Source organism: Erysipelothrix larvae (assembly GCF_001545095.1).
GTDB lineage: Bacteria > Bacillota_I > Bacilli_A > Erysipelotrichales > Erysipelotrichaceae > Erysipelothrix > Erysipelothrix larvae.
This window is the reverse complement of sequence record NZ_CP013213.1, coordinates 2,348,163-2,372,302: the sequence shown is the minus strand read 5'-3', so window position 1 is coordinate 2,372,302 and position 24,140 is coordinate 2,348,163. Positions and strand designations below refer to the sequence as shown.

The 24,140-nt window shown below is 37.1% G+C and carries 24 protein-coding genes; 23 read left to right on the top strand and 1 reads right to left on the bottom strand.

The genetic code is table 11. The features are described 5' to 3' along the window. Positions 1–2: 2 nt before the first annotated feature. The 8 genes from mreB (at position 3) to lysS (ending at position 9,223) form a co-directional block, all read left to right on the top strand. Positions 3–998 (top strand): rod shape-determining protein, encoded by a 996-nt coding sequence (gene mreB / locus AOC36_RS11040; protein ID WP_067634277.1) that lies wholly within the window; start codon positions 3–5, stop codon positions 996–998. 556 nt (positions 999–1,554) lie between these two features. Then, complete coding sequence (locus AOC36_RS11035) at positions 1,555–2,115, top strand: hypothetical protein (RefSeq protein WP_232505370.1); 561 nt, start codon at positions 1,555–1,557, stop codon at positions 2,113–2,115. Between the two features lie 27 nt (positions 2,116–2,142). Beyond that, entirely contained in the window at positions 2,143–3,339 is a 1,197-nt protein-coding gene (gene tilS, locus AOC36_RS11030; RefSeq protein WP_067634272.1) for a tRNA lysidine(34) synthetase TilS, read from the top strand. A 24-nt stretch (positions 3,340–3,363) separates the two neighbouring features. Next, on the top strand, positions 3,364–3,903 hold the full coding sequence (gene hpt, locus AOC36_RS11025) for a hypoxanthine phosphoribosyltransferase (protein ID WP_067634270.1): 540 nt from the start codon (positions 3,364–3,366) through the stop codon (positions 3,901–3,903). 17 nt (positions 3,904–3,920) lie between these two features. Beyond that, positions 3,921–5,834: an ATP-dependent zinc metalloprotease FtsH gene (gene ftsH, locus AOC36_RS11020; protein WP_067634267.1), complete on the top strand. Its 1,914-nt coding sequence runs from the start codon at positions 3,921–3,923 to the stop codon at positions 5,832–5,834. Between the two features lie 68 nt (positions 5,835–5,902). Further along, entirely contained in the window at positions 5,903–6,772 is an 870-nt protein-coding gene (gene hslO, locus AOC36_RS11015; RefSeq protein WP_067634265.1) for an Hsp33 family molecular chaperone HslO, read from the top strand. Next, complete coding sequence (dusB, locus tag AOC36_RS11010) at positions 6,759–7,742, top strand: tRNA dihydrouridine synthase DusB (RefSeq protein WP_067634264.1); 984 nt, start codon at positions 6,759–6,761, stop codon at positions 7,740–7,742. Before hslO ends, dusB begins: the two co-directional genes overlap by 14 nt. Further along, entirely contained in the window at positions 7,739–9,223 is a 1,485-nt protein-coding gene (gene lysS / locus AOC36_RS11005) for a lysine--tRNA ligase (protein WP_067634263.1), read from the top strand. Before dusB ends, lysS begins: the two co-directional genes overlap by 4 nt. A gap of 468 nt (positions 9,224–9,691) precedes the next feature. Here the strand turns inward: lysS and dcm are convergent, their stop codons facing one another. Next, positions 9,692–10,939, bottom strand: coding sequence for a DNA (cytosine-5-)-methyltransferase (dcm, locus tag AOC36_RS11000; RefSeq protein ID WP_067634262.1), 1,248 nt, complete (start codon positions 10,937–10,939; stop codon positions 9,692–9,694). A 127-nt stretch (positions 10,940–11,066) separates the two neighbouring features. On the opposite strand from dcm, the gene AOC36_RS10995 reads away from it, so the two are divergent. The 15 genes from AOC36_RS10995 (at position 11,067) to AOC36_RS10925 (ending at position 24,110) form a co-directional block, all read left to right on the top strand. After that, entirely contained in the window at positions 11,067–12,527 is a 1,461-nt protein-coding gene (locus tag AOC36_RS10995; protein WP_067634254.1) for a Sau3AI family type II restriction endonuclease, read from the top strand. Between the two features lie 343 nt (positions 12,528–12,870). After that, a complete protein-coding gene (locus tag AOC36_RS10990; RefSeq protein WP_067634253.1) occupies positions 12,871–13,299 on the top strand; it encodes a tyrosine-type recombinase/integrase in 429 nt (142 codons plus the stop codon). 133 nt (positions 13,300–13,432) lie between these two features. Continuing rightward, complete coding sequence (locus tag AOC36_RS12385) at positions 13,433–13,903, top strand: helix-turn-helix domain-containing protein (RefSeq protein ID WP_067634251.1); 471 nt, start codon at positions 13,433–13,435, stop codon at positions 13,901–13,903. Between the two features lie 763 nt (positions 13,904–14,666). Beyond that, positions 14,667–15,236 (top strand): NUDIX hydrolase, encoded by a 570-nt coding sequence (locus tag AOC36_RS10980; protein WP_067634248.1) that lies wholly within the window; start codon positions 14,667–14,669, stop codon positions 15,234–15,236. 124 nt (positions 15,237–15,360) lie between these two features. Continuing rightward, positions 15,361–15,990: an IspD/TarI family cytidylyltransferase gene (locus AOC36_RS10975; RefSeq protein WP_067634246.1), complete on the top strand. Its 630-nt coding sequence runs from the start codon at positions 15,361–15,363 to the stop codon at positions 15,988–15,990. Continuing rightward, complete coding sequence (locus AOC36_RS10970; RefSeq protein ID WP_067634243.1) at positions 15,990–16,304, top strand: hypothetical protein; 315 nt, start codon at positions 15,990–15,992, stop codon at positions 16,302–16,304. The genes AOC36_RS10975 and AOC36_RS10970 overlap by 1 nt, the downstream gene beginning before the upstream one ends. 141 nt (positions 16,305–16,445) lie before the next feature. Next, on the top strand, positions 16,446–16,742 hold the full coding sequence (rpsF, locus tag AOC36_RS10965) for a 30S ribosomal protein S6 (protein ID WP_067634241.1): 297 nt from the start codon (positions 16,446–16,448) through the stop codon (positions 16,740–16,742). A gap of 12 nt (positions 16,743–16,754) precedes the next feature. Beyond that, positions 16,755–17,195 carry a single-stranded DNA-binding protein gene (ssb, locus tag AOC36_RS10960; RefSeq protein WP_067634239.1) on the top strand — a complete coding sequence of 147 codons (441 nt, stop codon included), beginning with the start codon at positions 16,755–16,757 and terminating at the stop codon, positions 17,193–17,195. A gap of 19 nt (positions 17,196–17,214) precedes the next feature. After that, positions 17,215–17,448 carry a 30S ribosomal protein S18 gene (gene rpsR, locus AOC36_RS10955; RefSeq protein WP_067634237.1) on the top strand — a complete coding sequence of 78 codons (234 nt, stop codon included), beginning with the start codon at positions 17,215–17,217 and terminating at the stop codon, positions 17,446–17,448. 54 nt (positions 17,449–17,502) lie between these two features. After that, a complete protein-coding gene (locus tag AOC36_RS10950) occupies positions 17,503–18,039 on the top strand; it encodes a DUF2232 domain-containing protein (RefSeq protein WP_067634234.1) in 537 nt (178 codons plus the stop codon). 50 nt (positions 18,040–18,089) lie between these two features. Next, a complete protein-coding gene (locus AOC36_RS10945; RefSeq protein ID WP_067634233.1) occupies positions 18,090–20,048 on the top strand; it encodes a GGDEF domain-containing protein in 1,959 nt (652 codons plus the stop codon). Position 20,049: 1 nt separating this feature from the next. Beyond that, positions 20,050–20,499, top strand: coding sequence for a 50S ribosomal protein L9 (rplI, locus tag AOC36_RS10940; RefSeq protein ID WP_067634232.1), 450 nt, complete (start codon positions 20,050–20,052; stop codon positions 20,497–20,499). 11 nt (positions 20,500–20,510) lie between these two features. Continuing rightward, entirely contained in the window at positions 20,511–21,875 is a 1,365-nt protein-coding gene (dnaB, locus tag AOC36_RS10935) for a replicative DNA helicase (protein WP_067634230.1), read from the top strand. Beyond that, complete coding sequence (locus AOC36_RS10930) at positions 21,872–23,386, top strand: M23 family metallopeptidase (protein ID WP_067634226.1); 1,515 nt, start codon at positions 21,872–21,874, stop codon at positions 23,384–23,386. The genes dnaB and AOC36_RS10930 overlap by 4 nt, the downstream gene beginning before the upstream one ends. A 1-nt stretch (position 23,387) precedes the next feature. After that, entirely contained in the window at positions 23,388–24,110 is a 723-nt protein-coding gene (locus AOC36_RS10925; RefSeq protein WP_067634224.1) for an MBL fold metallo-hydrolase, read from the top strand. Positions 24,111–24,140 lie beyond the last annotated feature (30 nt).

Here is a 24,140-nt window from a genome sequence, read left to right as displayed (position 1 = left end):
ATATGTTTTCAAAAGCAGTAGGAATTGACTTAGGAACAGCAAACGTATTAATTTATGTCAAAGGTGAAGGAATTGTTTTAGACGAACCTTCAGTTGTATCAATTGATGCGCAAACTAAAAAATGTTTAGCAGTAGGACGTGAAGCGAAAGATATGCTTGGACGTACACCAGGTCGCGTACTAGCAATCCGTCCACTAAAAGATGGGGTAATTGCAGACTTCGAAGTAACAGAAATGATGCTTCAATATTTCATGAGAAAATTAAAACTCAAAGGGGTATTCTCAAGACCAACAGTATTAATTTGCTGTCCGTCAAACATTACATCAGTAGAACGTAAAGCGATTAGTGATGCAGCATACCGTACCGGTGCTAAACGCGTATTTATTGAAGAAGAACCAAAAGTAGCAGCAGTTGGTGCAAAACTCGATATCTCGAAGCCTACAGGTTCAATGGTTCTTGACATAGGTGGTGGTACAACAGATGTCGCAATCCTTTCATTAGGTGATATCGTAACAAGTACATCCCTTAAGATTGCAGGAGATACACTCGATCGTGTTATTATCAAATATGTTAAAGACACTTATAAACTGCTAATCGGTGATCGTACAGCAGAAGAAATTAAGAAAAGTATTGGTACTGCTTGGATGGCAGATACTGAAGAAGATGAAGTGATTGAAGTAAGTGGACGTGACCTTGTTACAGGGCTTCCAAATACAATCTCACTACGTGCATCAGAAACTGAAACATCAATGCATGAAAGCCTACAAGCAATTGTAAGAGCATGCCGTACAGTTCTTGAACAAACACCACCAGAACTTAGTGCTGATATCGTAACACGTGGTATCGTATTAACCGGTGGGGGTGCATTATTAAGAGGTCTTGATCACTTAATCTCAGAAGCACTAAACACACCAGTTTATGTTGCGGAAAATGCATTAACATGTGTTGCGGAAGGTACAGGCATCATGCTTGAAAACCTCGAATATGTAACACGCTAAAATTATAGTGAGACCCAAAGAGCAGATGAACGTCTGCTCTTTTTTATGCTGTTTACGAAACCGTGCTTTGGTTCCAAGTTATCAACCGAATAAACCAATTCTACCCCTAAGAAGCGTCAAATTATGTGATTCAAGGGTATATTTAGAGAAAATAACCTAAAAAATGAAGGGCAAAAAGAGGTGGAATTGAATAAAAAAATAGCTGAATTACAAAGAAAATGAAAAAATAAATCTTAAATAAACACCAATGTATAGTGCTTATAATTACGTATTTTTGGAAAAAATTTACGTTTGTGAAATCTATGTGAAGAACTGTGAAAGAAACATGAAAAATTATCGAAAATATAAAATTAATTTATAGGATTTTAATATTTAATTGTATAGTTAATTAACGGGGGTAACTATATATGAGAGGAGGTTTTCATTAATATAAAGTTGTCTTGGTGGAATTTATGGAATGCAGATTATCGATGCAATGAACGAAGAAAAGCTATACAATTTTAGTTTCAAAAATAATAGAAACTACCGATTACGAGATGATTACAGGGAGGAAGATATGAAATATAAGATCGAAGAATCATGGCTTAGTGGGGTAATGGATGAAGATGACCGAGAAAGAATGCTCGAAGAATATCTAGATAAATATAAAGAATACCTCAAGGGGCTTTCAATCTTGTTATTAAAACAAGAATGCATAAGTGGTATGAATCGAATATTACGTTCTGCATTTAAATCAAGTGAAAATGTTAATATCGAGGTAAATATTGGGGACATTTGTTATATTGATTTTGGACATGCTTATCTTAATGAATCTGGCTATCAACATTTTGGGTTAGTAATACAAAAGAAGAATCATAAGTTATTGGTTGTACCAATGTCGTCAAAAAAGGAACTCATTCATCAAGCTTCAAATGTCGATCAAATTGGTGCCGCTAACAAAAGACATCTGTATTACTTAGGGCAACCTGAAGGAATGAGTCGTGAATCCGTATTATTCCTAAATGATACAAAATTCATAAACTCAGCACGGGTTATTGGGGTAACTTCACAAATAACACCAGAAACGCAGATGTTTAAAGAGATTCTTAAGAAGGTATCTGAAACGTTCGTTCATTAATTGTGTTAGAATAGTGGGGGTGATAGTATGTATAAACATGTAGTTGTTGGCGTATCTGGTGGCTGTGACTCAATGGCACTTTTACATTCATTGTATCAACAAGGAATTGATGTAATTGCAGTTCATGTAAACTACCATAAAAGAACAACAGCGCTTCGCGATCAAAAAGCAGTAGAAAAACTATGTTATGATTTAAGGGTTAAACTGATTGTTATTGATTATGATGATCAAGGGTCCGGAAACTTTCAAAAAGATGCACGTGATTTCCGGTATATGAGTATGGTTCATGTTGCGCACAGATACAATTGTGAAGCAATTGCAGTCGCACATCATTATGATGACGTACTGGAAACCTATATCATACAAATGCAATCTGGAAGAAAAAGTCGTGTACTTGGTTTAAAGGAAAAAAGCAAGGTCTTAGGGATGACGGTTTATCGACCATTTATCAATAAAACGAAAAAAGAGCTCATTGCTTATAGTGAAGAACATGGGATTACCTACTACGATGATGAATCTAATTTTACGTATGATTATAGACGAAATGAGATTCGTCATGCACTATCTAAGAAGTCAAAAACTCAATTAGAACAGATTGAAAAGGAGATGAATCTGAAACAAGCAGCGCTTGATCACTATTATTCACATGTTGATGAAGCACTCCAGGGGATTTCAGATTCATTTCCCCTTGAGAAATACAAACAGATTTGTGATTCTTATCGACTGGATGTCTTAAGACAGTGGATTTGGAATCAAGGGGTAACTGATTATAGTTTATCAAAATCTCAATTAGAGGATTTTGATATAAAAATTTTAAATGAATCATTAGATGAAGAACTTGGATACAAAAAGCTATGCACAAGTTATGATTCAATTGTGATTTTTGAACCCATATCTTATAGCTATCAACTCCATTCAGTGGAAGCATTTGAGACAATGTATTTCAAACTGGATAACGTAGGTTCAGTAATTGAAGGCATCTCACTAAATAAAGGTGATTTCCCAATTACCATCAGAACACCACAAAAAGGTGATAAAATCAAGATGAGATATGGATCTAAAAATGTGAATCGTTTCTTTATTGACCGCAAAATATCACATAATTTGCGACATTGTTGGCCTTTAGTTGAAAATGTAGACAAAGAAGTCATATTTGTCTCAGGAATGGGATGCGATATTCTTCATTTCTCTAACATTCCAAGCGTTTTTGTGGTAAAATTATGACTATTGTAGGAGGAGTATTCAAGTATGCATCACGATGTAAAAAAAATATTAATTAGTGCAGAGGAAATAGATGGTAAGTGCAGAGAGCTTGCAGCAACTATTGACGAACATTATAATGGGTCTGACAGAACTTTAGTTTTAGTGGCCTTATTGAAAGGTTCTGTACCGTTTTTAGCACAATTGATAAAGTATATTTCATTGGATATTGAAATTGATTTTATGGATGTTTCAAGTTATGAAGGCACTCAATCTTCAAGAGATATCCGAATCATTAAAGATCTTGACCGTTCAATCAGTGGGGTAGACTTACTTATCGTTGAAGATATTGTAGATACTGGACATACAATCAAGAAAATTAAAGAATTGATGGCAAGTAAAGGTGCTGAGGATGTAAAGGTTGTATCTTTATTAGATAAACCATCACGTCGCGAAGTGGACGTTAAAGCAGACTTCATAGGATTTGAAATCCCAAACGAATTTGTGATTGGTTATGGGCTTGATTTTGACGAGAAGTACCGTAATCTTCCATATATTGGGATTCTGAAAGATGAGTGCTACCAGTAACTAAGGAGTGATACACATTGAAAAATAGAAACAATAGAACAAGTTTGATCTTAACGATTATGGCTGTTCTTGCAGTAACAACATTATTGTCGTTGCTGCAAACACAAAGAACATCTATATTATCGATTTCTGAGTTCGAACGAATCGTTGAAAAATACGAAATTAGCAACGTGGTGATCTCACCACGAGACAACGTAATTGATATATCGGGAACTTATGTAGATAACGGACGTAATGTAACATTTGAAGTTCGTTTCCCACAAAGTGAAGAAAACATTAACACACTGACTGAAAAACTATCTACATTGGATGCAAATTTAGTAATTTCTGACCCAGATGCATCAAATATTTGGACCGATATAATTGGACCGTTAATCCCTTATGTAATCTTCATTGGCGCTATGTTCTACATGCTTTCTAAAGCTGGAGGCGGCGGAAACAACAAAGCCTTCGAATTTGGGAAGTCCCGTGCGAAAGTACAAGGAAACATCAAAGTAAGATTCAGCGATGTTGCCGGTGCTGATGAAGAAAAAGAAGAAATGAAAGAGCTTATTGATTATCTTAAGTCTCCAAAACGTTTCGAACAAATGGGTGCACATATTCCGAAAGGGGTGCTCCTTGTAGGGCCTCCAGGTACTGGTAAGACCTTATTAGCACGTGCTACTGCTGGTGAAGCAGACGTACCATTCTACTCAATTTCCGGTTCAGACTTTGTGGAAATGTTTGTCGGAGTTGGTGCGAGCCGTGTTCGTGATATGTTTAAAAAAGCAAAAGCGACTGCTCCATGTATCATCTTTATTGATGAAATTGATGCTGTAGGGCGTCAACGTGGTGCTGGTTTAGGTGGTGGTCATGATGAACGTGAACAAACCCTTAACCAATTGCTTGTTGAGATGGATGGTATTGAAGACAACACAGGTGTTGTAATTGTTGCGGCTACTAACCGTGATGACGTACTTGACCCTGCATTACTTCGTCCAGGACGTTTTGACCGTAAGATTACAGTGCATCTACCAGATGTACGTGGCCGTGAAGCAATTCTTCAAGTTCATGCACGTAACAAGAAGATTGATGCATCTGCATCATTAGAAAACCTAGCACGTCGTACACCTGGATTCTCAGGTGCAGACCTTGAAAACGTATTGAATGAAGCTGCAATCCTTGCAGTACGTGAAAACTCACAAACTATCTCAATGCATCATCTTGATGAAGCAATCGACCGTGTTATTGCAGGTCCTGCTAAGAAATCAAGACGCTATACTGATGAAGAAAAATACATGGTTGCAGTTCACGAAGTTGGACATACAATCATTGGTCTTAAACTTCAAAGCGCAAATATGGTTCAAAAAGTTACGATTATTCCACGTGGCGACGCGGGGGGATATAACCTCATGACACCACGTGAAGAGAAGTTTACACAAAGCAAATCTGAGTTAATCGGTATTATTACAGGTTACTTAGGTGGGCGTGTTGCGGAAGAAATCGTATTTAATGAAATCACAACCGGTGCTTATGCGGATATTCAATCATCCACAAGCATTGCACGTCGCATGGTAACTGAATTTGGTATGAGTGATCTTGGACCAGTTCAATATGATAAGCCAACGGGTTCTGTATTCTTAGGACGTGACTATAACGCTGAACGTAACTATTCAGGTGAAATTGCATACGAAATCGATAAAGAAGTCCGTCATATCATTGACGAAGCTTACGAAAACGCACGCAAGATTATTACTGAAAACCGTGATCTATTGGATCGCTTAGTTGCAGCATTGTTGGAACATGAAACATTAACTGCTGAACAAATCCAACACATTGAAAATGGCTTCGATGTGAAAGGAAATCCAGTCAATGATTCGAATACTGTTGATGCAGAAGTTGTCAGTGAAACAGAAGTTTCAAACGACACTGATACAACAGAATCAGAATAACGATCCAAACAAAGCACAAGAAACAATTCATACGGACCCCTCATGGGGTTCGTTTTTTAGGAGAAACTATGAGTGATAAACTAATAAGAGCAATGGCACGTGGTGGTAATGTACGTGTATTTATGATTAAATCAACGGATTTAATCCAAGAAGTAAAAACAATCCATGACACCTATCCAACGGTTACTGCTGCGATTGGACGAACCATTAACGCATCGTTGATGATGGGCTATATGTTAAAAGAAGATGATGAAAAACTCATTGTAGAGATTCGTGGAGATGGACAACTCAAGCATATGCTGGTGAATGCAGACAATAAAGGACTCGTAAGAGCAACCGTCAGTGATCCACACATTTTCCAAGTCAACGAAGCAACAGGGAAACTAGATGTGGGTGGTATTATTGGGCAAGGAACCTTGAAAGTTTCACGCGAACGGGATGGAAAACTCGGGTATACATCCTTGGTTGATTTACAAACCGGTGAAATTGGCGATGACTTTGCGTATTATTTCGCACAATCAGAACAAACACCCTCTGCTGTAAGTGTTGGGGTACTGGTTGGACCCGATCTTAATGTGATCTCATCAGGTGGTATCTTGATTCAAATTCTACCAACTGCTACAGAAGAAGACATTGTTGCAATGGAAACACTGATTTCAACGATGAAACCCGTGTCTGACTTAATGGAAGAAGACGACGTATATCAGGTCTTTGCTGAACTCTTTAGTGATGGCATCATTTTAGAAACTACAGAAATCGCCTATCACTGTGGATGCAATCGTGAACAAATGCTGGATGTGATTAAGGCTTTAGGCCGTGATGATATTGAGCACCTTATTGAAGAAGATCATGGTGCAACTTTGGAATGTCATTATTGCCATAAAACCTATCACTTTGATGAAAGTGAGTTAAGAAACGTAATCAATGAACGAAATTAAGATAAAAGATTTAATCCTCGACAATAAGGTTTTGGTAGGACCTATGGCGGGTGTGAGTGATATCTCCTTTAGAAGTTGTGTCGCTCCTTTAAAACCAGGCCTCATCTATTCAGAAATGATTAGCTCTAAAGGCATTGTATATGACAACCAACGCACCAAAGATATGTGTATTATTGAAGATCATGAAGGGCCTGTCGCTCTACAACTCTTTGGTAATACCATCGAAGATATGGTTGAAGCTGCCATCTACATCGATCAAAACACCAAAGCATCAGTTATCGATATTAACATGGGCTGTCCTGTGCATAAAGTTGTGAAAGGGAATGGTGGTGCATCCCTGATGAAAGATATCCAACTTGCTCAAGATATTGTCTACAATATTGTTCAAAATGTAAGTCTTCCTATATCCGTAAAGATACGAACAGGATGGGACCAAGAATCGATTAATTGTGTTGAACTTGCTCAAGCTGTTGAATCTGCAGGCGCATCCCTCATCGCAATTCATGGGAGAACTCGCTCTCAAATGTATACCGGGAGTGTAAATCTAGATTTAATCAAAGCCGTTAAAGAAGCAGTCACCATCCCCGTGTTTGGAAATGGTGATATTAAAACTGCAGAAGACGCCATCAATATGTTAGAAATTACAGGGGTTGATGGTGTGATGGTCGCCCGTCAAGTCATGCGTGATCCATGGATTGTGGAGAAAATCAAAGCCGCAATCAATCATGAAACATATGTTGATGTAACGACTGAAATTAAACTGGAATGGTTACGCAATCACTTCCTCACCATGTGTCATTATTTAGGAGAAGACGTTGCGGTTAAGAAGATGCGTGGACTTGCAGCACAATTCGCAAGTGGTCTTGATGGTGGAAAAAAACTAAAAGCTCCCTTAGTAAGGATGCAATCTTTAGAAGAATTTGATAGAATAGTAACGGAATATAAATTAGAAAAGAGTGAAAAACTATGAGTCATGAATTGACAGAACAAGAACAAGTTCGCCGAGAGAAAATGGAAGCACTTCGTGAAAAGGGAATTGATCCTTTTGGTGTGTCCTTTAAACCAAACGTACGTTCCATTGAATTGTTTGAAGAATTTGGTGAAACAAGCAAAGAAGAATTGGAACAAATCGGACGTCATGTAAAGATTGCAGGGCGTGTTATGACCAAACGCTTAATGGGTAAAGCAGGATTTGTTCATCTACTCGATCGTGACGGACAAATTCAAGTATATATCCGTAAAGATGCAGTCGGCGATACTTGGTTTGAGTACTTCCAAGAGCTAGACCTTGGAGACATTATAGGTGTTGAAGGCAATGTTTTCCGCACCAATCACGGTGAGCTATCTGTAAAAGCAGAAAAGATTGTACACCTTACAAAAGCACTCCGTCCACTTCCTGATAAACATCATGGACTTACGGATGTTGAAGAACGCTACCGTCGTCGTTATGTCGACTTAATTGCATCTGAAAAATCACGTGAAACTGCGAAGAAACGTGTACTCATCATGCGTAAACTTAGAGAGTTCTTAGATAATGAAGGCATGTTAGAAGTAGAGACACCTGTGCTTACACCGATTCTAGGCGGCGCTGCAGCACGTCCTTTCGTAACACACCACAATACGCTTGATATGGATTTCTATCTTAGAATCGCCACAGAGCTCCCATTAAAGCGATTAATTGTTGGGGGACTTGAAGGAGTGTATGAAATTGGTCGTTTGTTCCGTAATGAAGGGATGAGCCCAAAACATAATCCAGAGTTCACTACCGTAGAAGCATATGTCGCATATGCTGATATGTATGACATGATGGACTTAAGTGAACGCCTTTTTGAATACATTACAACCGAAGTCAATGGATCAACTGAAATCGAATATAATGGTGTTTCACTTTCACTCAAAGGGCCATACCGCCGTGTTCATATGGTTGATGCAATTAAAGAAGTGACTGGAATTGATCTCTGGCCACAAAGAACGGTTGAAGAAATGTTACAACTCGCGAAAGAAAACAATGTACATGTTGAAAAACACCAACAAACATTTGGGCATATTGTAAACCTCTTCTTCGAACAATTCGTAGAAGAAACCATTGTCCAACCAACCTTTGTATATGGACATCCACTTGAAATTTCTCCGCTTGCGAAGAAAAACCCAGCGGACCCACGTTTTACTGAGCGTTTCGAACTCTTCATTAACCATGTAGAATATGCAAATGCATTCAGCGAACTAAACGATCCAATCGATCAAAAAGAACGCTTCGAAGCACAACTCAAAGAAAAACACTTAGGAAACGATGAAGCAAATGAAATGGATATTGACTACGTCGAAGCCCTTGAATACGGAATGCCTCCAACCGGTGGTATTGGTATTGGACTGGATCGCTTTGTCATGTTAATTACAGACAGTAAGACAATCCGTGACGTACTTCTATTCCCACATATGAAACATCGTTAAGAATAGATTTGGATTGCTTATCTCATTTAAAAGAAGTACGTAAATTATGACTGCATAGTTCACCTTAATCATCACCTTGATTTTGGATTAATGTGCAGTTTTTTTATTTGTGATGAAAACACTTGTTCTTTGTAATTTTGTAGTTGCCTTAATACTACTAAGTCAAAATGGATAAATAAGTGCACTTCAATAAAGTAGAAACAAGATGAGGAAATCTTACGATGTACGTAAAATCTGATTAGGTGCCTTAGCGTATTTGATTGATTTCGGGTTGATTTAATTTGCCAAGGAGTGTTTGAAGATTTGGTAAATCTTTATTGAAAAAAGAGAAATCTGTACCGATTGTAAACGTGAGACGACGCATATGATTATTTATTGTGTCTCAAATAAAAGGGAAATATATTAACAACAACACAATCATTAGGTCATTAATGATGGAATGGAAACGAGCAAAATGAGTAGCGTAAGCTACTCATTTTCAATAATATCTGATAGTCTAGGTTCAATTCGTTTTATAATTCCTGTTACAAGTGCATTGCCCATCATGAAATATCTTCTTCTTAATGGCATACCAGTATTGGTCCAGTCATCTGGAAAATCTTGCAATCTCTCAGCTTCAATGGGAGTAATAAATCTCTTCTTATTAGTGTTTGGATCAATGATAAGATGACTACTTCTGTTTACGGTGCCCTCACTTGTTAACATAGTTCTTCCGGGTAAATTAAGGTCGTCAGTTTGGCTCATTGCTCCTTCTGAGTAAAAATAAACCTCACCATTTGGTTTGGTTCTTGGAATTTTTTTGCTTCCTTTTAGGTATTCGAATTTCTTCTCTTGATCTAGGGTTAGGAAATATGCAGTTTTATCTGTGACAGTTTCAATAATTTCTTCCATTGTTATGGGATTTTCTCTGACAGGTGAGGATTTAAATGTTGTAACGAAACCACTTCGAACAGTACCTGTATTCTCAAAATTGAATTTAAACCCTTTTGTCATTTCTACTGTATCGTCATATACATTTAAATCTATTGAACTAAATTGGATGTTTTGTTCTATTTGTATTGGTAGGCTACGAGCAAATAAGCTATCGGTTTGAAGAAAATCAACTGACAAAACATCTTTATACTCACTTGCGTATTTTGAATTATTCTTCCAACCGAAGATAAATACTCGTCGTCTCCGTTGACCTCTTCCGTAATCTGAAGCATTAACAACTCGCCATTCAACATCATAACCAAGGTCTGTTAAGGTTCTTAACATAATTCCAAAGTCTCTCCCACGCTGTGAAGCAGGTGATTTTAAGAGCCTGTCTACATTTTCTAAAAGAAAGAAGGGGGTGGTCTTTTCTTCAAGTGTTTTAGCTATATCCCAAAAAAGAACGCCTTTTTTCCCTTCGATTCCTTTTTCATTGCTTTTTGTTCTGGCTACTGAGTAGTCTTGGCACGGAAAACCACCTACAAGCAATGTGTGATCAGGGATTGATGATTTATTTTCACTGTTAATGTCAAGATTGCTGACGCTATCAGTGCCAAAACGTGTTGTATAGCACTCATATGCATGTTGAATTTTTGTTGATGGTTCCCATTGATTTGCCCAAACAAAATTCCAATCACCATTTTCTAAGGCTAAGCCTGAATTTGGGTCAAAAGCACTAATGTTATTAAGACCAACTCTGAATCCTCCAACTCCTGCAAACAATTCTATGACGGTTTTTTCCATGAAACCAAGCCTTTCTATTTAAAATTTGATATACTTTCTATATTGTACTACTTATTAGATTATACACATTTTTGAAGTGGAGATCAAGTGTAATTATTTTATATTCTAAATAGAGATGAGGATGAATATGGCAAATATATATCAATCAAAAGAAGAACTAGTCGAAAAAGTTAAAACGATCATAGGGAAGCGTATTGGAGACTACGAAGTCGAGGGAATGCTAAACAATCAAAATTCAAAAGGTTGGGTTGGTCATATAATGGAGCAAGGTGTTTTTGGATATGAAATCAATAATAAAAGACAACCAGACTTTGATAATATAGGTGTTGAGTTAAAAGCTACGGGATATAAATGGGTAAGAAATGGGAAACAAGTATCTGCAAAAGAACGGCTTGTAATTACGATGATTAATTATTTTGATGATATTAACACGATGTTCTATGATTCGCATTGCTTTTCTAAGATCGATAAAATATTGCTTATTTTATATGAGTACGAGAAACAGAAAGCAAGGTCTGATTATATCATTACAAATTATTACTTTTACGAGTATGATAAAATCCCTAGCAAGGACAAGCTAATTATTGAGAATGACTGGCAAACAATTATAAGTAAAATTAAGAATGGTAAAGCTCATGAGCTTTCTGAAGGAGATACATTCTATCTTGGAGCATGTCCTAAAGGAGTTAATAAAGATTCAGTTACTGAGCAACCGTTCAGCGAAGAACCTGCAATGAAACGCGCTTATTCACTTAAAACGACATATATGACAAATCTTCTTAGAACTCAGGTGTTTCATGAAGTGGAATCAAAAGAGTCTTTTGTCAAAAACCTTGAATTACTAAAAACAAATAATCTTGATGATTTGATATACCAAGCTTTTCATCCATTTAAAGGAAAATCACTAACAGAAATTGATGAACTTGTTGGTGAAGAAGTTCCAAGAAAAGGAAACAAACAATATATTAGATCATATATTTCGCGGATGCTTAAAGTAGGTCAAGATAGTCTAGACTCACTAGAAGAGTTCAGTAAAGCGAATATAAAAATTAAGACTATAAGAATCAGTAAAAACGGAAAAATTAAAGAGAGCATGTCTTTTCCTGCTTTTGATTTTGAAGAGGTTGCGAATGAGACGTGGGAAGAATCTGATATCAGAAATATGTTTTCTTCTACAATATTCCTGTTTGTTGTTTTCGAAGAGATTGACGACTCAATTAGAGAGTATAAGTTCAAAGGAGCGAAACTCTGGAACATGCCTACTAGTGATTTAGAAAATGAGATTAGATGGGTGTGGGAGCGAACCAATCACATATTGAACAATGAGTTAATATTGAGTATTAAGGGTAAGAAGATTTATAACAACTTCCCTAAAATGTCTGACAGCAAAATCTCGCATGTTCGACCTCATGCTAAAAATCGGTCAGTGACAAATCAGTTGCCTAAATCTACAAATATTATAATAGATAATACAGATGGAACAGTTGATTCGAGTATATATACTCAGAATCACAGATTTACTAAGCAATGTTTTTGGCTAAATTCAGACTATGTACTCTCAATAATAAAAAAATACGCTAATGAATAAAATGAGGAAGTCACACAATGTCATTAAGCTAAAGTTAATCGACTAAAGAGTGTTATTATTCTTGTCAATTTTAGTACCTTATTGTAGGCAATCTCTTAAAACTTCCATAGGTCAAGTTCGAAACTTCATTGCTTTTGCGGTATTAAAATGCCATTATATCGTAATAATGGCATCTATACTATAGTGTTGTATAAATATTGTTTGTAGTTTCTCCTCTATGTACTATGTAGTTGGTCTCCTTTCTCTCTTATGTTGACGTTTTTTTTCTAATATAAATTGGTTGTAGCGAACACGTTTTGCAGTTAACTTACCAAAAACTAAATCATCTGAACGTACAATCCCAATGATTGAGATTGTGAGAGATGCATTAATAAAAGAAAAGCAAATTCAAAGAGATTTAAATATTAAACAAGTGAAAGTAGTCGATGGAATTAGTAATTTTATATTTATCAATCGATATGGTAACCCGATAAATCAAGGACCATTAAATAAGGCGCTAAGAAGAATGATACGACTTTATAATGAAGAGCAACTTCAGAAAAAAGATAATATTGAAAATATAACATTCCTACCTAATATAAGTTGTCATTCATTAAGAAGAACATTTACTACAAGACAAGTAGAAGCAAATGTTAATTTAAAGGTTCTTCAAGAAGTACTAGGACACTCTGATATTAGAACGACAATGAATATTTATGCAGAAGCAACAGAAGATTTAAAACATAAAGAATTTGAAAAATACAATAGTGACTATATAAATAAAACTTTATGAGAAAAAGTTTATTATAAGAATTAAAAACAAATACACTAAATAATATAGTGTTAACTAATGTAATTGCTAATGTCTGCTTAATAAAGTACAATGGGGAGTGTGGACATTCGTTTTGTAAAGAAAGGTAATAATTATGAATGTTAAAGAGGCAAGTAATAGATGGGGAGTCGCGAAAAGTACAGTAAGAAAATACTGTTCTGATGGTATTATTCCCGAAGCATATAAAGAAGAAAAAGAGTTGATGAAAGGTCAATGGATTATACCGGAAATGGATAAACCGCCTGCTGGGAGATCAGGTATAGTTAAATATTTGAAAAGAATTATAAACGTGTCAGAAGGTGCAAAACCGAAATTTAACTCAGATATAGAAAAAGTAAAGTCAATTTATAAATATATATCAGATTGTGGTTTTACTACTGAGATAGACATTGATAATGATATTTTGTCTTTTTTACAAGATGTAAAAATCGTAACGCTAGGTTATGAATTAATAGAAACTGAAGAAAAGGTCAATCCTATAAAAACAACAACTTCTAAAAATGCAGAATTGGATCTAGGGGTTGCTAAAGCGGGATACAGTAAACAAACTGAAATACAAGAGTAGATAGAGAAGTGTCTACTTAAGTGTAAGTATTATACTTTAATGTCATATCTATTTATACTTGTGTACTTAGAAAACGTGAGACGTGAAATACAGAAAAATAAATGATGTAAACGTATACGCCTTGATTACGCCCAAGTTACGCCTAAGTGAAGATTAGATAAGATGAGATATGATCAGTTGCATATTTATTATGCTTAGAAAAAACCAACTAAGTAAGCGTATAATGACTTATAACAACTTGTATCAATAAGGGTACTTCTTATCCCATTTATGAGACATCGTTAAAAATAGATTTGGATTGATTATCTCACTCAAAAGAAGTACATAAATTATGACTGCATAGAACCCTTAATCATCACCTTGATTTTGGATTAATGTGCAGTTTTTTCATATATTTTTACCGATATAATGTGTCGGTCTATACTAAACACTGCATAGAATTCTTGAGGTCATTCTTTAGATTCCCTTATCGTTTTATTGAACAATTGATTACATTCCATCATAATGGACGGTTTGATTGTTTTTGTTCGTGTATTCCATTATAATGGAAACAATTAATAATTTGAATGAAGTAAAAAAGAGTTTCAGCGTGTTTGGTGATTTGTGCTATAATTCTATTGTTAACAATCTCTTTGGAGATCTTGGAGGGACAAGTGACCCTCCCTTTTTAATATGTTTCAATAACATATCGTGATGGAATTCAGTGTGAATAATCTGTTAGGTAGGCAACAAAGTCAAGTTGGCATTGTAGTATGGAGGTAATATGAACATAAGAAATCAAATTGATCACGTTAAACCCTATAATGATCAAGAAACTAAAGATAAGGAAATGATTTTGAACTATCTCGATCGATACGAGGATCTTCTTGTGCGTGATAACGAAACGGCCCACTTCACAAGTTCGGGGTTTGTGTTGAATGAGGCGCATGACAAAGTGTTGATGGTTTATCATAATATCTATAACTCTTGGTCATGGACAGGTGGTCATGTTGATGGGAACCCAAACTTTCTTGAGGTCGCAATTCAAGAGGTTAAGGAGGAAACGGGCGTGCAAAGAGTGAGACCGATTGTTTCTGAGATATTCACACTTGATATTTTGCCAGTTATTGGTCATGTTAAAAGGGGAGAATATGTATCATCACACCTTCATATCAATGTTACGTATTTACTGGAGGTAAGCGAACGCGAAGTTTTGAGCATCAATGAATCTGAGAATAGTAATGTTGGTTGGATGCCATTGGATACATTTCTAGAAGAAGTGAATGAGGCACATATGAAACCTGTATACTTGAAAATAATTCATAAGGCAAAAGCATTAAAACTGATAAAGTGATTGTATTTTATATCTTCTCAATAGAGTTGGTGAAATACTCTATCAATTTATTTGTGGAAAAAGTTCATGTCTTTCTTTCAATGGAGTATAAATGTGATAGAATATACAAAAAGATGGAGGTCTTATGAATTATTCAGCATTGATATTAGCAGTAGGGAAAGATGCATCGAAGGGTAAGAGCTATGAGAAGGCGCTTGCTCAGTTTGATAAGCACACAAGTGTGCTTGAAAAGACAGTATCACGATTTCTTGAAGATGGGCGCTGCAAGCAAATTGTGATTGTGACGAATTCAACCGATATGAGACGCGTTGTTGAACAACATGACACAGGGAAAATACTCCATGTTAAGGGAGGGTCAACACGGATTGAAAGTGTACTAAATGGATTAACTGCAGTATTAGAGGATGTTGTGTTAATTCATGATGGTGTGAGACCGTGGATTCGCCAAGAAGTTGTTGATCGTATCTTGGATAAAATGGAGACGGAAGATGCGTGTGTCGCTGCGACAGAAGTGCGCAGTCCAATCATTACTGTAAATGATGGATATATGGAATCTTCTGTGAAAACCAAAGGGTATTATAGTGCACAGACACCTCAAGCATTTAAGACATCCCTTGCAATCAAGTGTTACGCACTTGCACAGCAACAAGGACTTAAAGACAAAGACGATGCTGCTATAATATCGAAGCTATCGGATACGCGAATTGCGGTTGTTAAAGGGGATGCACGGAATGTGCGTTTTATGCCACGATAATGGAAACCTTTGTTCGATTTGAGAATACAATTCTCTTGAGCTATAACAAAACGTATGATTGCTATGAGTTAGTGGAAGACAGTGGGCGTGGTTTCCCTTACGAGTTTTATGATGAATTAACCCTTGATGGCGTGGACTATTATGCGCTTTATCTTGACTATAAAGAACGCTATCCAAGTGTTTCTACAGATCAATGGCTTGATATTCAGGAAGTGGAACAGTTCTTATTGAATGCTCAAAGCACAACTGAAGAAGGGTCAAAACGCAATCAAAAATTACGCGACATCATCCAACAATATTTAAAATCAATTTAGCTTAGGAATTGTAGGAATGGGTGCATAATTAATATTGAGGTAAGATAGACAAACGGAATAATTAGTGTTATAATCTAGACCGGACTAAATGTAAGTTTATTCCTTGGCAGAAATGCCCACAGACCAAAAGGAGGTGTACAAATGAGAAAATATGAGTTGATGTACATCGTAAATCCATCACTAGATGATGCGACACGTGGAGCACTTATCGAGAACCTACACGGTATCTTGACAAACAATGGTGCAACACTTGTTTCAGTCGACGAGTGGGGTTTGCGTGATCTTGCGTACGAAATCAAAGATTTAACAAAAGGTTACTACGTAGTTACAACATTTACCTCAGCTGAAGAAGCAGCGCTAAACGAATTTGATCGTCTAGCTCGCATCAACAAAGATGTAGTGCGTCATATGATCGTAAGATTAGATGAACAAAACTAATGAGGTGAGAAAATGATTAATCGCACAATATTGGTGGGTCGAATTACGAAAGACCCTGAATTGAAGAAAACGAATACCGGTAAATCCGTAGTATCGTTTACGATTGCTGTAAATCGTCGTTTTGGCGGTGAACAAGAGCAAGCAGATTTTATTAACTGCGTAGCTTGGAACCAGCAAGCAGAATTCCTCGCTAATTATATTCCTAAAGGATCATTAATTGGTGTTGAAGGACGCATCCAAACAAGAAATTATGAAGATGCAACTGGAAAGCGTGTATATGTTACCGAAGTTGTCGCTGAAAATGTTCAAGCACTTGAGTCCCGTGCTCAACGTCAAGAACAACAACGTCAAAGTTCTGTAGCACCATCATACAGTGCCCCAAGTGAACCATCTTACGATAGCGTAGATGATGGTCCAATACTTGACATTACCAGTGATGATCTTCCATTCTAATCGAAAGGAGATTTGAATTATGTCATATCGTAAATTTCGTGGATCACGTCGCAAGGTTTGTTACTTTACAAAAAATAACGTAAAATACATCGATTACAAAGATGTTGAATTACTAAAACGTTTTATTTCTTCTAATGGTAAAATCATTCCTCGTCGTGTTACAGGAACAAAAGCGAAGTACCAACGTCCACTCGCGACTGCTATTAAGCGCGCTCGTGAAATGGCATTGTTACCTTACGTTTCAGACAATTAAGAAATCAAAAAATCCTCTCTTATGGGAGGATTTTGCCTTATATAGGAGTTTATCATGAGAAAAACTAACGAATTAATCTTGGGTGCAATGTGTGCAGCACTCGTTACAATTCTCGTTTTACTCAATGTGATGTTTGGGGGGTGTCTCATCCTGTTCATTCCAATCCCATTGATGTATTATGGAAGAAAGGCTTCAGTTCAATACACGCTGACCGCATATATTACATCCGTATTTCTAACCTTTATCGTGAGTGGTTTTGGTTATGCACTTTTAGTGTTGGGTTATGGTGCAGTAGGTCTGACCTATGTATTTTTAAAGAGTGCTAAGAAGTCAAAACTCACAACATTTATGGGTTCTACAATTGTTAATATCATTAATTTTTTAGTGATGCTTTTTACGTTTTCAAATATAATTGGTGTTGATATCAATGAAGATTTGATCATGATTTCAGAATTGTTTGGTTTACAAAGAGGCCCCTTACTGACTGCTGTTTTTATGGGTGCGTACTTATTAATCACTGTTTTAGAAACATGGGTCATTATCTATGTATTTGAAGCCTTTGAAGTTTTAATAAAGAGAATCGAGAAATAGATAATTGTTTATAAATATGGTAATATTGAGTGGTAACGAAGGGGGTTCATATGGTCGAACGCTTCGAAAAATATAAAACAAGAATTATGTTGGTGGCACTTACAGAACTTGTAATGGTTGTCATTTTTCGTGTCTTCTTAGAAACTTGGCTTGTTTACATACAATATGCCTTAATATTATTCAATTTATTGCTTGTAACCTTTATTTTTTACCAAGCATGGAGTCTTTATAAAGAACGCGTGCTTACAGTCTCACGGGCCTTAGGGAAAGAATCCGGAGCTGCATTTATTTTTGGTAAACTTGGATTTGTCACCTATGACGAAAATGGGATTATCACGTGGATGAGTGAGTTCTTTGATTCCTACAAAGATCTAAACGTCATTGGCATGCGATTTTTAGAAATCTTCCCCGATGCACGTGCAGTGGTCTTAGATGGAAAAGAGCGTGAAATGGTGAACTACGAAGATATCGTCTTTGAAGTAGGTGCACTGAAAAGTCAAGGAATCGTAGTCTTCCAAGATATTACCGAGCTGGGTGTTGTTAGAACGCAACTAAAAAATAACCAAGTTGTGATTGGGATTGCCCACTTAGATAACTATGAAGATACAACCGCATATACAGAGGAACAAACAGTTTCCTATATTGATATGAATATTCGTCAGGCTGTTGTACGATGGGCAACACAACACAATATGTTTGTGCGCCGTATTCGTCCAGACCGCTATTTACTTGCTATGGATGAGAAAGTCTTCACTCAAATTGAACGTGAACGCTTTAGTATCCTTAATGATGTACGTAAAGCATCTGCAGAAATCGATACATCAATTACATTATCCCTTGCGTTTGCACGCAAGAGTGATAACTATAAAGAACTTGAAGATATGTCAAATCGTGCATTAGAACTTGCACAGTCGCGTGGTGGTGATCAGGTCGCAATCAATACAAAGAATGAACAAATGCGATATTTTGGTGGAAACTCAGAAGCAGTGGAGAAACGCTCCAAAGTGCGTGTGCGTGTTATTGCACATAATCTTGGTGAACAAATTCAAAAAGCATCCAATGTAATTGTTGTCGGACACCATATTATGGACTTTGACTGTATTGGGAGTGCGTTGGGAATCTCATCCATTGTAAGTGTGTATGATAAACCCTGTGACATTGTGTTTGATCTCAATGATACAGAAGTCAAACTTTTAGAAGCCTTTAATAATAATCGAGAAGAACTTGGAAAACACCACCGTTTTACTGCGCCAAATCAAGCGCTTGAAAAGGTGGGCGATAATACGCTTGTGATTCTTGTGGATCACCACAGTATTGAACAAACCCAAGGTGAACCGATTATTCGTAAAGCAAATAAGATTATCGTCATTGACCACCATCGAAGAACCGGTGAATTTACATTTAAACCGGATTTAGTGTACATAGAACCTTCGGCTTCTTCTGCAAGTGAGTTAATTATTGAACTGTTCCCTTATCATTTGAAGAATGTCACGTTGTCGAAGATTGATGCGACATTTATGTACACGGGAATGTTAATTGATACCAATCGATTTAGAAATCGAAGTGGAAGCCGTACCTTTGAAGCGGCTGCTGAGCTGCGTAAATATGGTGCAGACTTAACAATGACTGAAAATATACTTAGAGATGAATACGATGCCTTTGAATTGAAGACACGCGTATTAAGTCACAGTGAACTGTTTGAAGATGGATATGTTATTGCAGCATATAAGGATGGAATAATCAGTCGAACGATTATGTCTCAAGTTGCTGATGATATCCTGAAAGTTCGAGATGTGGAAGCTTCTTTTGTGGTTTCTGTTGTTAAAGAGGATACAGTAGGGATTTCCGCACGCTCAAAAGGTGATTTAAATGTGCAACGTGTCATGGAACGTTTGGGGGGCGGTGGCCATTTTACCGGAGCTGCAACACAAATAGTCGGACAAAGCATAAATGATGTTGTAGAGTCCTTAAAAGGCGCAATACGTGAAGTAATGGAAGAAGGAGACTAGTATGAAAGTAATATTATTAAAAGATGTTAAAAAATTAGGAAAAAAAGATGAAATTGTTGATGTATCGGATGGATACGCACGAAACTACCTCATCCCAAATCGTTTAGCAGTACTGGCAAGCTCACACAGTAGAGACATCCTAAAAGATCAAAAAGTGGATCGTCAGAAGCAACATGAACAAAACATTGAAGATGCAAAGAAACTTGCACAAGAGATTGAAAAGCTTGAAGTTGTATTTGAAGTCAAAGAAGGCAGTCAAGGACGGGTGTTTGGATCAATCTCTACAAAACAAATTGAAGCGAAACTAAAATCGGATTATAATATCTCAGTAGACAAACGAAAATTCAAACCAAATGGTCCAGTTCAAGGATTGGGGCCTCATAAATTAGAAGTTGGACTGTATGATAGCGTCAGTGCCAAACTAACAGTGATCTTGAAATCAAAAGGATAGGAGTGTAACGTATGCGCAAATTACCACATAGTATTGAAGCAGAACAAGCAGTTTTAGGAACCTTATTGGTATATCCTGAGAGTGGTAATGCGGTCATGGAACATGGACTTACACCCAATGATTTCTTTAAATCAGAACATCAACGTATTTTTGAACATATGTCAGCTTTGTTGGATGAAGGGGTAACTCTTGATGCAACAACCGTTGTAACACGACTCAAAGACCACACCTTGCTGGATGCTGTGGGTGGTATGTCTTATCTTGTGTTCTTAAGCGAAAACTCTGGAACGCCTTCAACGTTGGAAGATTATGTTGAGATAGTTCAAGAGAAATCACGATTAAGAAACTTGATCCTTTCATCACAAATGGTTATGGAAAAAGGATTTGATACAAGCACATCCTTTAGTGACCTTCTCAATATGGCCGAGAAGAACCTCGCAACCCTTGCACTCAGTCAACGTACTGATGATATGCTTGCGGGACGCGATGTTGTGGATAAAGTATACCAACAAATCAAAGATATCTCAGAACGTGGTTCACGTGTTACAGGACTTTATACAGGGTATAACCATTTGGATAACATTACCAGTGGATTACAACGCGGTGATTTATTGATTCTAGCGGCACGTCCTTCTGTAGGGAAAACCGCTTTTGCACTAAATCTTGCAATGAATATTGCACGTATGAATGCCAATGGTGAGGCTGCAGTCGCTGTATTTTCTCTGGAAATGCCTGCGTCACATTTAATGATGCGTATGCTATCAGCACAATCTGCAGTTCCAGGAGCATCCCTTCGAAATGGGAAGCTTTCAACAGAAGAGTGGAATAAGTTAAACGAAGGGGTAACGATTATGCGTGATCGCAATATTTTTATTGACGATAGCTCAACCATTACCCTAAGCGAAATGTTTGCGAAATGTCGTAAACTTAAAAATGATAACCGTTTGGATTTTATCGTAATTGACTACGTTCAGCTGATTACAGGACGCGGTAATTCCGATAACCGACAACAAGAAGTATCTGAAATCTCACGTGGGCTTAAGCAATTAGCCCGTGAGCTTGAAGTACCAGTGTTGGCATTGTCTCAACTTTCGCGTTTAGTTGAAAGAAGAGAAGGGAACATGCCACAACTGAGTGACTTGCGTGAATCAGGGGCGATTGAGCAAGACGCGGATATTGTTATGTTTTTATATCGAGAAGAATATCACCAACGCCAACAAAATGGTGTTGAAAACGAACCAAGAGAAGAAGAGGATGTCAAACTATTGATCCGCAAGCACCGTAATGGTGCGTTAGGGGATGTACCATTAAGCTTTAGAGCAAGCATTAACCGGTTCTATCCTGTGGATAATCGATACGGAGGCGATGAGCATTGAAAAACAACAAAAACCTTAGAAATTTTCTAATGGTTCTTGGAATACTGGGCATTAGTGTGGGACTGGCTTATGGATTAAAGGGACAAGGTGTTGAGGCGAAATATGGTTCAACCTTTGAACTTGTTGATACATCATCCGCAGTATTTACACAAAAGGTTATATCAGTATTGGACGAACCAATTGAAATCACAAAACTATATAACGAAGGACAGTTGGTTGGAATTATTTCAAATCCAGATAAAATCGACGCACTGTTTAATGATGTCTATACGAAAGAATACCAAGAAGAGTTCGAAGATTCTGAATTAGGCTATGTACAAGATGTCTATATGACAACAGAGAAGAGCTACAATGTCTATGAAGATCGTGATGAAGAAATCTTTAATTATATTTATGAATCGGATTTAATTGCAATTAAGGTTGATAAAATAAGCTTTTCAAATGGTGCGATTATTTACGTAAAAAATCGTGATGATTTTTTAGAAGCACGAAAAGAATTTATATTAGGGTATCTATCCGATTCAGCGTATGAGACCTTAACAAAAGGCGAAAAAATTACACCACTTGTAACCTATGGTACTCAGGAAATTGGGTTTGATGTACGTGAAACAATCACCATATCAGAAGGACTCGCGACCATTGATGATATCTTACTAACCGAAACGGAAATTCTTAATTTTCTAAGTTTTGGGTATAAACCGGATGTAAAGAAATACACGGTACAAGAATATGACACAATTGAAGGGATTGCATGGCTGAATGAAATGTCACCCAACCAACTCGTGTCAATTAATAGTTCTCAAATCGCGAATACAAACCAAGTGCTTAAACCTGGTTTAGAATTGAACATTGCGAAGTTTAACTCACCACTTACGGTAGTGGTAACAAAAGAACGTCTCGTCTCTGAGAAAATCTACCCTGAAGATGTCATCTATCGAGAAGATCCAAGTCTTAGAGAAGGACTGACACGTGTTGAAGTCAATGAAGAAGTTGGATATGAAGATGTGACCTATCATGATGTTTATGAAAATGATATTTCAGTAAGTTCAACCCGTGTATCCTCAAAAGTTACAAAAGAACCTGTGCGTGGTATCGTGTATGTAGGTACCTATGTAGAACCTAAAGTTGGTAGCGGTGATTTCCGTTGGCCAATGAATAATGCCCGCGTATCGTGTGGATGGTATTGTTATGGTGGTCATGCCGCTACGGACTTCCAATCGCGTTCAAATAGAGGCTATGGTCCAATCTATGCTTCTGACCGTGGAGTCGTGGAAGTGAACACATACCACAGCGAATTTGGGTATTACATTGTGATTAATCACAATAACGGATTTAAGACATTGTATGCCCATATGGAAAGTCCAGGATACTTTGGTGTGGGAACAACCGTTCGTAAAGGTGAGCAAATTGGTTATGTTGGTATGACAGGTCGTACCACAGGACCGCACGTCCACTTTGTATTGTATCGAAATGGGTCACCGGTAAATCCGTGTACCTATCTAGGGTGTTAATATGAAATTTAGCTTACTTGCCAGCGGATCCAAAGGAAACTGCTGTGTAATTCAAACAGATTATGAACAAATCGTGATTGATTGTGGGACGACAAAACGTTATCTTACAGCACGCTTTGAGGAACTCGGATTGAGTGTGCAAAACTCTCATGCGCTCTTAATAACACATGAGCATATTGACCACACCAGTCAAATGAAACTCTTCAAAGATGTTCAGATATATACTCCTGAACCCCGATCAGATGCACACATTCAAGTGATCCCCTACCATCCATTTACGGTAGGGTCACTTTCAATCACGCCCATCCCAACCTCTCATGATGCAGATGTCTCATGTGGGTATATTATTGATGATTCCTTTGAGAAACTTGTCTACATCACCGATACGGGATATGTTCGTGAACGTGATAAAGTTTTAATTCTAGATGCGGATTATTATATTTTCGAAAGCAACCATGATCCTCAAATGTTAATGAACACACGCCGTCCGTACAGTGTTAAACAACGCATTTTATCGGATACAGGGCATCTTTCAAACGAAGATGCAGCACAAATCTTAAGTGAAGTTGTTGGAAATCGTACAAAAGAGGTCGTACTTGCACACTTGAGTCAAGAGGCAAATACAATAGAATTGGCGCGAAACACAGTTCAAAACATGATTCAAAACAAAAAGATTCAGATTAAGGTTGCACAGCAATTTGAAATTATTAAGAGTGGAATTTGAGCGATATTGCTTGGATTTCATTCTTTTTTT